This window comes from Chitinimonas violaceus (assembly GCF_052601015.1).
This window is the reverse complement of the sequence record NZ_JBQXDJ010000098.1, coordinates 1-9,927: the sequence shown is the minus strand read 5'-3', so window position 1 is coordinate 9,927 and position 9,927 is coordinate 1. Positions and strand designations below refer to the sequence as shown.

The 9,927-nt window shown below is 54.5% G+C and carries 12 protein-coding genes; 3 read left to right on the top strand and 9 right to left on the bottom strand.

Annotated features, from left to right (window positions below):
• Positions 1-248: 248 nt before the first annotated feature.
• From ACUHMQ_RS19190 to ACUHMQ_RS19165, 6 genes are all read right to left on the bottom strand, one after another.
• A complete protein-coding gene (locus ACUHMQ_RS19190; RefSeq protein WP_445297067.1) occupies positions 249-515 on the bottom strand; it encodes a YbeD family protein in 267 nt (88 codons plus the stop codon).
• Positions 512-1,033: a GNAT family N-acetyltransferase gene (locus ACUHMQ_RS19185; protein WP_445297066.1), complete on the bottom strand. Its 522-nt coding sequence runs from the start codon at positions 1,031-1,033 to the stop codon at positions 512-514. Before ACUHMQ_RS19185 ends, ACUHMQ_RS19190 begins: the two co-directional genes overlap by 4 nt.
• Complete coding sequence (locus ACUHMQ_RS19180) at positions 1,027-1,887, bottom strand: D-amino acid aminotransferase (protein WP_445297065.1); 861 nt, start codon at positions 1,885-1,887, stop codon at positions 1,027-1,029. The genes ACUHMQ_RS19185 and ACUHMQ_RS19180 overlap by 7 nt, the downstream gene beginning before the upstream one ends.
• Before the next feature lie 139 nt (positions 1,888-2,026).
• Entirely contained in the window at positions 2,027-3,154 is a 1,128-nt protein-coding gene (locus tag ACUHMQ_RS19175) for a D-alanyl-D-alanine carboxypeptidase family protein (protein ID WP_445297064.1), read from the bottom strand.
• Between the two features lie 121 nt (positions 3,155-3,275).
• Positions 3,276-3,698: a hypothetical protein gene (locus ACUHMQ_RS19170; protein WP_445297063.1), complete on the bottom strand. Its 423-nt coding sequence runs from the start codon at positions 3,696-3,698 to the stop codon at positions 3,276-3,278.
• Positions 3,695-4,636, bottom strand: coding sequence for a Nudix family hydrolase (locus tag ACUHMQ_RS19165; protein ID WP_445297062.1), 942 nt, complete (start codon positions 4,634-4,636; stop codon positions 3,695-3,697). Before ACUHMQ_RS19165 ends, ACUHMQ_RS19170 begins: the two co-directional genes overlap by 4 nt.
• Positions 4,637-4,789: 153 nt before the next feature.
• Here ACUHMQ_RS19165 and ACUHMQ_RS19160 point away from each other — a divergent pair, with 153 nt between their 5' ends.
• Entirely contained in the window at positions 4,790-5,536 is a 747-nt protein-coding gene (locus tag ACUHMQ_RS19160; protein ID WP_445297061.1) for a substrate-binding periplasmic protein, read from the top strand.
• 244 nt (positions 5,537-5,780) lie between these two features.
• Complete coding sequence (locus ACUHMQ_RS19155) at positions 5,781-6,533, top strand: substrate-binding periplasmic protein (protein WP_445297060.1); 753 nt, start codon at positions 5,781-5,783, stop codon at positions 6,531-6,533.
• 26 nt (positions 6,534-6,559) lie between these two features.
• Here ACUHMQ_RS19155 and ACUHMQ_RS19150 read toward each other — a convergent pair whose 3' ends face one another.
• The 3 genes from ACUHMQ_RS19150 to argJ are packed head-to-tail and all read right to left on the bottom strand — an operon-like array spanning position 6,560 to position 8,919.
• Positions 6,560-7,405 (bottom strand): ATP-binding protein, encoded by an 846-nt coding sequence (locus tag ACUHMQ_RS19150; protein ID WP_445297059.1) that lies wholly within the window; start codon positions 7,403-7,405, stop codon positions 6,560-6,562.
• Positions 7,392-7,691, bottom strand: a complete 300-nt coding sequence (locus tag ACUHMQ_RS19145) for a hypothetical protein (RefSeq protein WP_445297058.1) — start codon at positions 7,689-7,691, stop codon at positions 7,392-7,394. The genes ACUHMQ_RS19150 and ACUHMQ_RS19145 overlap by 14 nt, the downstream gene beginning before the upstream one ends.
• A 4-nt stretch (positions 7,692-7,695) precedes the next feature.
• Positions 7,696-8,919, bottom strand: coding sequence for a bifunctional glutamate N-acetyltransferase/amino-acid acetyltransferase ArgJ (gene argJ / locus ACUHMQ_RS19140; RefSeq protein ID WP_445297057.1), 1,224 nt, complete (start codon positions 8,917-8,919; stop codon positions 7,696-7,698).
• A 279-nt stretch (positions 8,920-9,198) separates the two neighbouring features.
• On the opposite strand from argJ, the gene ACUHMQ_RS19135 reads away from it, so the two are divergent.
• Positions 9,199-9,792 carry a DUF2087 domain-containing protein gene (locus ACUHMQ_RS19135; protein WP_445297056.1) on the top strand — a complete coding sequence of 198 codons (594 nt, stop codon included), beginning with the start codon at positions 9,199-9,201 and terminating at the stop codon, positions 9,790-9,792.
• The last annotated feature ends 135 nt before the right edge of the window (positions 9,793-9,927 follow it).

Below are 9,927 nucleotides of genomic sequence, written 5' to 3'. Positions count from 1 at the left end.
TGGGGTGAAAATGGTGAGCAATGCGGTTTCAGTGTTGCTCGGTCAGATCGGTTGGATAAGCCAAGGGTAGTCACAAGTAATGCTGAGGGCTTGATTTTCTCGCAATTTGGTTTTCAAGACAGCTTCTAAAACGTTTGCGTCATTTCCCAAGCCTGCAGAATCGGTCTCGACATTTGGCCAACTGGCAAAAACCTGCTCAGCAGTCGGGCTGCGTAGACGGTTCTGCGTGCATATGAACAGGGCGCGTTTCACAGTACGTATTTCACCATCGGATGTCCGGTCACCGCACGGTAGATGGCATCGAGTTGTGCTTGCGAGATGGCGGTTACCGTGACGGTCAGCGAGATGTAATTTCCGCCCGAACTGGCGCGCAGCTCGATGTCTTCGGCGGTCAGGTCTGGTGCGTGCACACGGACCAGTTCAAAAATTGTCTGCGAGAAATCATCGTGGCGTGGGCCCATAACCTTGATGGGGAAACGGGATGGAAATTCGATAATGGATTCTTTTTCGCTCATGCTTGAGCCTCCGGCGTCGCTCGTAAATCGAGCGCCATGTGGTATTCGTCAAATGATTGGTTGTCTATGCGCAAGCTGTCTGGCCGAAAGCCCATGTTCACAAATCCCAGCTGTATGTAGAGCTGGCAGGCGGCGAGGTTATCGCAATTGACCGAGAGCTGAAGCCAGTCCGCGCCAAGATTGTTCCGGGCGCTGGTAATAGCAGCCTGGGCCAGCTGCCGCCCCAACCCGCGATGACGCGCCTTGGGGGTGACATACATGGCATAAAGGTTGGTGCGATGGGCCGATTTTACAAATGCCTCACGTCGGGCCGTGGCAGTGCCCAACAATTGGTCGGTTTCTTCTGCCACCCAGATGCAGTTGAGTGGATCATTGAACCGCGCGGCCAGCGTGGCTGGCGACATGTCGCGTTCTTCTTCATAGCTGCTGCCGAAGGCTTCCGGGTTGGTCTGCAGGGCTTCCAGCCGCAGTGTGTGCCAGCGGGTGGCGTCGGCGTCAGTAGCGAGTCGGATCAGCATGATGTGGGCTTACGCATAATGGACTGTTTGAATTCGTAGTAGTAGCTATCCATCTGTCGCGCCAGCGGACCGACACAGCCGTTGCCGACCGGTTTGCCATCAAGTTCGATAATCCCTAGCACTTCCTTGGTGGAGCTTGTCATCCACAACTCATCGGCACTGCGTACTTCTGCTTCGCTGATACGGCGTGCTTCCAGCGGCAACTGGTGCTGCTGCGCGAGCTCGATCACCACATCGTAAGTGATGCCGGGCAGGATCAGATGGTCCTTGGGGGGAGTGGCGATGATGCCATTCTTCACTACGAAGATATTACTGGCAGCGCCCTCAGTGAGCATGCCGTTGCGGAACATCACACACTCGGCGCAACCCGCTTGCTTGGCAGCCTGGCGTAACAACACGGCGGGTAAGAGGTTCAGCGACTTGATATCACAGCGTAGCCAGCGAAAGTCGGCATGGCTGATTGCCCGTACACCTGTAGCTTTGACCTCTGCGCTGGGTACGACCAGCGGCGTGGGGTTGATCAGCACAGTCGGCGTTGTATTCGCTGGGAACGGGAAGTCGCGTTCGCCCGTAGCCCCACGAGTAACATGCAGGTAGATCGACTGATCTTCGTAGTCCTGCAGGCTGATCACCTGGGCGATGAGTGCCATCCATTCCTCCGCGTGATGCGGATTGGACAGACCTATCGCAGCCAAGCTCGCTTCCAGGCGGCGAATATGCTCGGCAAGCCGAAATGGCTGGCGTGAATAGACAGGGATGACTTCGTAAACACCATCGCCAAATAGACACCCTCTGTCCAGGGCGGATATCTTGGCGTCTTCAATGCGGACGAACTGGCCGTTCAAGTAAAGCATTGGTGCCTCGTGGTTTAGGGGGCCTGTTTACAATCCTTGAGCAGGTTTTTAATTGTGCGACCTTGATGTGAAGCTTAGGTCCCGTGCCGCTTTTGGCTCGGCAGATAGTAAACAGGCTTCAAGTAGGAGCGGCAGCGTATCAGTTGAACCAAAGCTTTGCGCTATCCACCATGCGCCCGAAGAACCCTGCTTCGGGTACTGCCGCCAGCGCTTTCAGCGGTAATTCACCCAGCGGCTTGCCATCCAGGCTGAGCTTGATGGTACCGATGATCTGACCCGCTTTGATCGGTGCAATCAGCTTGGGCTGCAAGGTAATGCTTTGTTGCACTTTGCTGGCTGAACCTTTGCCCACGGTCAGGTATTGGTCGCGATCAAACCCCACGGCCACGCTGTCGGCTTCGCCTTTGAATACCCGGGCTTTGGTAACCGGTGTGCGTGCTGCGTAAAGGCGCGGACTATCGAAGAACTGTATGCCATAGCCAAGCAACTGGGCGCTTTCGTCGGTACGCACTTTGTCTGAATTGGTGCCAAGCAACACGCTGAGTACGCGGCGGTCATCAGCCTTTTTGCTTGCCACGAGGCAGTAACCGGCACTGTTGGTGTGGCCGGTCTTCATGCCATCGACCTGTGGGTCCCGGTAAAGCAACTGGTTGCGGTTTGGCTGGGTAATGTTGTTGTACCGGAATTCCTTCATCGAGTAGATGGAATAGTACTGTGGGTAGTCGCGAATGATGGCAGTGGCCAGGATGGCCAGGTCACGCGCTGTGGTGTAGTGCTGCGCGTGCGGTAAACCCGTGGCATTCATGAAGTGGGTGTTCTTCATGTTCAGTTTGGCCGCCTGCTGGTTCATGATGCCGGCGAAGGTATCTTCGCTACCAGCAATGGCTTCGGCCAGCGTCACACAGGCGTCGTTGCCGCTTTGCACGATCATGCCTTTGATCATGTCGTTGACCGAAACGGGTTTCTTGGGGTCGAGGAACATGCGGGAACCCTCGGTTTTCCAACCTTTCTCCGATACGGTGAATTGCTGCTCCGGCTTGAGCCGGCCCTCCTGGATCGCCTTGAAAGTCAGGTAGGCGGTCATCAATTTGGTCAGCGAAGCGGGTTCGATGCGCGCATCGGGGTTCTTCACCGCCAGGGGGACGCCACTGTTGACGTCAAGCAGGAAATAGGCGCTGGCTGTCAGGTCGGGAGCGGGTGGAATCGACAGCGTCGCGGCCGCATTGAGTGAAAAGGCGGCGGCAAGGGCAAACAGGGTGGTTTTCATCGGACGGCATGACCATGGTGTTGCGGAAGCGCCGGATTATAAAGCAAATAGGCGGCACTCCCAGGTGACCAGTCCGTATTGATTCAGTTCAAAAGGACATATCTTTATTAAGTTCGCCCCATTACGTAGCTGCAGAAAACGCTATCTCGACGTGCTCATCACCTGCCTCAAGTTGTAACCACCAGTCATGCCTGCGCTGTACACAATAGGGCAGGACAATATCGGCTGACATACTGTTATCGGCCAGTTTGTGCAAAGGAAAGGCGATAGGCCCCATCTCCATGCCCCGCATGCCAAAGCGTACATTTACATCTGGGTTGCCAGGGCCGCGTAATACCAGGCGAAAAGGTTTGAGCGCAGAGGGTGTTCTTTCGGCATGCAGCACGAATGGCTGGCCATTAATCTGGATAGCGCAGGGTTTGGTCAGGTCGTTACAGACATATTGCATCGTCGGCACGGGTTCGACGGGGCGTAAGACATAACCCAGCGCCAACAAGCTTACCAGTCCGCAGATTGCGATACCGAATTTCCAGGCGGGCTTCACTGCCAGGGCGCACGTAGAGCAGCCACGCCTTGGGCGCCGGCAGCCTGGGCGTGGACGATATCGGCTTCGGCAAGGCCGCCAATACCGTAGACAGGGAAGGGCCAGCCCTGGCCGACCAGTTCACTGAAACCATTCCAACCAATAGGCTGGCCATCCGGATGGCTCTGGCTTGGTTTGATGGTGCCCAGCACGGCATAATCGAGCCCCAACTCGGCAGCTTTGGCTAGCTCGGTTACGTTATGTACCGAAGCGCCGCACCATCCATCTGGTCGTTCAGTGGCCTGCAATAGCTGGCGCGATGGCAAATGTACGCCTGCCGCGCCCAATTCGCGTGCCAGATTTACTGCACCATGCAGCAGTACCTTGCAGTTGTAGGCGGCAGTCTGGTCCAACACCTGCTGCGCGAGTTCAGCATAGGCCAGGGTGTCGAGTTGCGGTTCGCGTAGCACCAACCATTTCAGGCCGGCTTGCAACCGGGTTTGCAGCTTGGTCAGCCAGGCATCCGCACCTAATTCCGCGACGTTGGAGAATGCCAGCAATGCGGGTAGCTGCAAGCCACGCAGAATCGGTGTATTTGCCGGCAGCACAGGGTCGACAGTAAGCGCCCCGGGTATCTGCCAGGCAAACGCCTGCCCTTCATGCGGTTGTGGTTCGCCAAGCCAGTCTGTGACCTTGAAGAAATTGAGACGTACGGTCGCGTGGGGATAGCTGAATTTCTGTACCAGCCAAGGGTGTGCAGCTTGGACAGTAATGCCCATTTCTTCATTCAACTCGCGCTTGAGTGCTTCCAGCGCAGTCTCACCTGCTTCCAGCTTGCCGCCGGGGAATTCCCACCAGCCTGCGTAAGGCTTGCCCTCGGGGCGGGAACCGAGCAGAAACTGGCCGTCCGGCTTGATAAGAATACCAGCTGCAACGTGGGTGATCTTGGTGGTGTTCATGCGAGCCACACAATGTAGTTCAAGATGATTTGGCGAGGGAGAGACAGATAGTTCATTGATTTTTGTACTAATCTTGAGTTGATTTTTTGTCTGAATGGCCAGTGTATTCAAATGGCCCAGTACTTTGCTGTTGTTCTCACTGGAGAGCCGGGGATGAGAGCATTGCGCAACTGCATATTGGCGCTTTGTGTATTTGCTGTTCAACTTAAACCGGTAGCAGCAAAGTCTTTGGTAACGCTGACGACGACCGAGTATCCGCCCTATATGGGACAAAGCCTGCCAGGTAATGGGCTGGTAAACCAGATTATTTCTGCCGCCTTTGCTCAACAGGGGATCAGTGTGAAGTTTACCTTTCTTCCTTGGGCTCGGGCTTTGGAAGAAGTCAGGTTGGGTCGGGTAGATGGGATATCGGGCATCTGGTACACCGCGGCACGCACCGAATGGTTGAAGTATTCAATGCCGGTGACTGCAAATCGGATTGGATTCTTTAGACGGCATGATCGTGTTGAGCTGGCTGGGTCACTGGCTTCTCTGACTGTGCAACGCCCATTGGTTGGGATAGTTCATGGATATGCAAATCCAGAATCTTTCAAAGCGGCAAAGCTTCGTACGGAAGCCGCGTGGGATGATGAAGCGAATCTGCAATTGCTGGTGCGTGGTCGTCTTGATCTGGTGTTGATCGACAAGGGTATGGCCCAGTATTTGATTGCAGAAAAGATGCCTGAACAGACTGAGAAGTTGGTCTGGATCGAGCCCGCCATTGAGGTCATGCCATTGTATGTTGCCTTTTCACGCAAAGTGGCAGATGTGGACCAGACAACAGAGATATTCAACGCCGGGCTGGCAGCAATTACAGCTAATGGCACGTTGAAAAAGATCATGGGGAAGTATTTGCAGTAAACCGTGCCGAATGAGTCAGTATCGGTGTCAGTGAACCCAAACAACGCCGTTAATAGTCGGATCGGCGGCCTTGGTATTCTCTTATAGATGATCGAGATTTAACACATACAGGTTGATACCAGACAGTTGGCTTGTAGGCATAGTCGAAATACGGTTTCCGAGTGCAAAGATGTTGCTGAAAGTGCATGCAACCGTGGTTTATAACTAGACAACACGTACCCCCTACTTGTATAGGGAGCCTCTCATGTTTAAGCGCCTGTTCTGCAACTTAATCTTCATAGGAGCCATGCTGGGTAACGTGGCATTTTCTCAAAATGCACAAGCTGAGGAGTTGCTGCAGTTTGTGACAACCGAATACCCACCCTATACGACGGCTAATCTGCCAAATGGCGGGATCATTACCGCTATTGCGACTGAAGCCTTCAAGCGGGGTGGCTACAATATCAATGTAACCATATTGCCCTGGGCCCGTGCACTTCGAGAAGGCACTGAAGGTCGTGTCGATGGCATCGTTGCAATTTGGCATTCAGTTGAGCGAGAGCAATGGTTTATTTACTCAAACCCAATTGCACCGAATCAGATTGGTTTTTTTAAGCGAGTGGATAGTCCAATTAGATACAAAAACCTGTCAGATCTAAAACCGTACACTATTGGAACGGTACGAGGTTACGCCAATCCACCAGCATTTGATGAAGCAAAGTTGAACACGGTAGATGCCGTAGATGACGAGACCAACCTCAGAAAACTTGGCGCTAAGCGGCTTGACCTGGTGCTGATAGACAAGGGCGTGGCTCAGTATCTGATAGACCTCAAGATTGGCTACCTGATGGGAAAGCTTGTTTGGATGGGACCAGCTATTGAGGCCCCTCAGCTATATGTCGTCTTGTCAAAAAGCGCCCCCGACAAAGAAAAGAAACTGGAAGCCTTTAATCGCGGTCTGCAATTAATGGAAAAGGATGGGACCCTTGCCAAGTTGATTGCTGAGGCAGGTATCTGAATTATCGAATGGGTGGGCAAGCTTTATTACGCTTGCCGCCCAGCCCAATCCCGTGCGAACTGCCATGCCACCCGGCCGGAACGGGACCCTCGACCCAGAGCCCAGTTCAGTGCAGCTCTTTCTGTGTTTTCATCCCATTGCTTAATGCCAAACTCAGTCAACCAATGGCGGGCTGCAGCCAGGTATTCATCCTGGCTGAATGGGTAAAAGCTTAGCCATAGGCCAAAACGCTCCGACAGGCTGATTTTTTCCTCTACAGCATCGGCAGGGTGGATTTCACCATCGACATGGCGGGTTTTCAGGTTCTCGTCGAAATACTCGGGTAAGAGGTGGCGGCGGTTCGAGGTAGCGTAGATAAGGATATTGCTGCTGGTTCCAGCCACGCTGCCGTCCAGTACAGACTTGAGCGCTTTATAGCCGCCTTCACCCTCCTCGAAACTAAGGTCGTCGCAGAACACGATAAAGCGTTCTGGCCGGGGTGCAAGCAGGGCGACGATATCGGCAAGATCGCACAGGTCATCCTTGTCGACTTCCACCAAACGTAAGCCCTGGCCAGCATATTCCTGCAATACAGCCTTTACCAGCGACGATTTGCCGGTACCGCGTGCGCCGGTCAACAACACATTATTGGCAAGCTTGCCTTGCACAAATTGCCGTGTGTTACGGGTGATCTCGGCTTTTTGCGGTTCCACGTTCTGTAGATCGGCCAGCAGGATTTTGTGTGGATGGTGGATAGCTTCCAGCCAACCGACGCTGGTCCCCAAGGCGATCTTCTTACGCCAACGAAATGCAGGGGCTGACCAATTGAGTTCGGCATGTGGCGGCGGCAGCAGATGTTCGAACCGGGTAAGCAGCCCCTCAAGATTCAGCATTACGCTTTTCCTTTCTACCTAGCGTCAGCATTGCGGTACTGGCCGCAACCAACAATGTGCCGGCGGCCCAGCACAACAGCACACCAGGGTTGCGCTGGCTAAGCGGTGGTACTGGCAGGCTGGTGACATTTTCGCGGCAGATACCGCGCAGGTAATCAAACACGCCGCCGCGATCGAGGCAGATGTCGGCTGCGATGGCTTCAGTACCGTACAGCAGCAAACCGGCCAGGCAAAGCATGCCGCCCAAGCCAAGGACGATGAAGGGGGCGATACCGCGTTCTTTCATAGATTTATGATCTGTAGTCGGCATTGATCTTCACATAGTCGTAACTGAAGTCACACGTCCATACCGTTGAGGTTACCTGCCCACGGTTTAGTAAAACACGGATCAATATCTCGGCTTTGTTCATTACACGCTGCCCGTCTTCTTCGCGGTAGGCCGGGTTGCGGCTGCCATGGGTGGCAACCAGTACATCGTCGAGGTAAAGGTCGAGCTTGTCCACGTCCAGGTCGTCTATCCCGGCATAGCCAATGGCAGCAAGGATGCGGCCAAGATTGGGGTCGGAGGCGAAGAAAGCGGTTTTGACGAGCGGCGAGCGGCCAATAGCGTAACCGACTGCTTTGCATTCGGTTTCATCCCGGCCGCCTTCAACCTGAACGGTCATGAACTTGGTTGCGCCTTCACCATCGCGCACTATGGCCTGCGCCAGGGTTTGCGACAGACGGGTGATGGCGTCACGTAATACCAAGTAGTCGGCGCTGTCTGCGTCAGAAATTTCAACCCCGGTCTGACCCGTTGCGATCAACATGAAGCTGTCGTTCGTCGAAGTATCGCCATCAATGGTGATGCAGTTGAACGAGCGATCGGCAGCGTGTTGGACCAGCTGCTGCAACAACGGTTGCGCTACTTTTGCATCGCAAGCCACGTAACCGAGCATGGTTGCCATATTGGGGTGGATCATCCCCGCACCTTTGGCGATACCGGTGATGGTGATGGTATGACCCGCCACCGCGACCTGCATACTGCTGGCTTTGGCAACCACATCGGTGGTCATGATGGCTTCTGCTGCCTGCGCCCAGTTGGCGGGCGCCAGATTTTCTATCGCGGCTGGAATTGCGGACAGGATTTTTTCGTACGGCAGCGGTTCCAGGATCACACCCGTTGAAAACGGCAGGATATTTTCTGGCTGGGTCCCCAGTGCATCGGCAAGTGCAGCACATACCTTGAGCGCACGCTCGCGTCCTTCAAGACCTGTACCGGCGTTGGCATTGCCGGTGTTCACCACAAGCGCACGAGGGGTAGTTGCAGCCAAATGTTCGCGGCAGATCTGTACAGGCGCTGCGCAGAAGCGGTTCTTGGTGAATACACCAGCTACGTGTGCCTCGTCGGCCAGTCGCATTACCAACACATCCTTACGGCCTGCTTTCTTGATACCGGCAGACCCGATACCAAGGGTGATGCCAGGTACAGGGTAAAGTGAGGCAGGGTCGGGTGCGACGAGGTTGACGGGCATGACTGCGAATCCTTGTTGTAGCAGTGCGAAAAGAGGCGGAATTGTAAGGCATAGCCGCCTTGCTTGCGGCAGGCTTTACTGCTGATTTACACTTCAATCTGGTCGGCAGTTCACCCAGGCGTCGCCGGTTCATTCGAACCACGCTAAACCTGCTAGGCAAATCTCATCTGGTGCGGAGTTCTTAATCTGCACCGCTTGGCTCGAAACCCGAGTGCCAAGCCAGAACGGCGACCATGGCATGCCCGATTGCGCGGCAGGCACGAAGACAAGGATTCGACCATGGGCCGTTCTGTGTTTCCGTTTAATGCCCCCGATATCTCGTTGCTTGCCAAATCCCTAGGTAAGCAAATCAGCCAGCAGCTAGCCGAAACGAACCAGCCTCCCAGCCATTTGCAGTTGCTGAATATGTTGGCGCGTTCGGTGGGCTTTCAGAATTTCCAGCACTTACGCAGCCAGACCGATGCTGACGCAAGCCTTGCGCCGACGCTGCCTGATTTGGTACCTGATGCATCGGCTTTGCGGGCAGCTGCGCAGGTAGCCAAGCCTTTGGTCGATAGCAAACGGCTGTTGCGTCACTTCGATGAAGAAGGACGGCTTATACGTTGGCCGAGCAAATTCTCGGAACAGCAACCCTGTTTGTGGCCGATTTGGGCGCGGATTCCAGCACGTCGCAAAATGAACGAGACGGAAGTGAACGCGTTCATTCGCGAATGCGAAACCTTTGGTGATCATGTGCTGTTACGGCGTGAGTTGGTGAATTACAAGCTGCTACGCCGTACCAGCGACGGTGCGGAATATCACCGGGTAGAGCAGACGCCTACGCCGGTATTGGCGGAGTTTATCCGCCAGATATCAACCAGGTGGTCTCAATGACCCTTCTGAGAACCTGTTCAAAGTCTTTTCATCTAGCCCCAAACCGGCGATGCTTGCCCAATGAGAACCGCTTACCCCAGCGACGTCAGTCGCGAACAATTTGAAACCATTCGCCCACTGCTGGAAAGTGCCCGT